The 334-nt window shown below is 66.5% G+C and carries 1 protein-coding gene; it reads right to left on the minus strand.

The genetic code is table 11. From position 1 onward, the window contains the following. The coding region (locus KVT45_RS55255) for a hypothetical protein (protein ID WP_217562691.1) at positions 1-286 on the minus strand (286 nt) is incomplete at its 3' end. Positions 287-334: the final 48 nt, after the last annotated feature.

Below are 334 nucleotides of genomic sequence, written 5' to 3' on the forward strand. Positions count from 1 at the left end.
CCTGAGCAATCATCAGCTTTCCATCAGCGTCAGCGAGCGACTCGCTGATCTTGCCCTGCGCATCCTTGATGCCCTCCCCGGCCAGAGCCTCACGACCGGCCGGGTAGAGCCGGATATCGGCGCGGGACCCATCCGCCTTGGTGCGCGCGTTGGTGGCCGTGGCGACAGTCCCCGTATTCGCGCTGGACGCCTCGCTGACAATCTGGCGGACATCAGCGGGCAGGTCCGCCGACAGGTCCGCAGACGAGCGGAAAGCAGCCGCGAAGCTGTCAACGTCACCGCCCATCGAGGCAATGGCAGCCTTTACCGGGTCCGGCGCAGACGGGCGAACGTA

This window comes from Streptomyces sp. GbtcB6 (assembly GCF_019091475.1).
In the GTDB taxonomy this organism is placed as follows: Bacteria; Actinomycetota; Actinomycetes; order Streptomycetales; family Streptomycetaceae; genus Streptomyces; species Streptomyces hyaluromycini.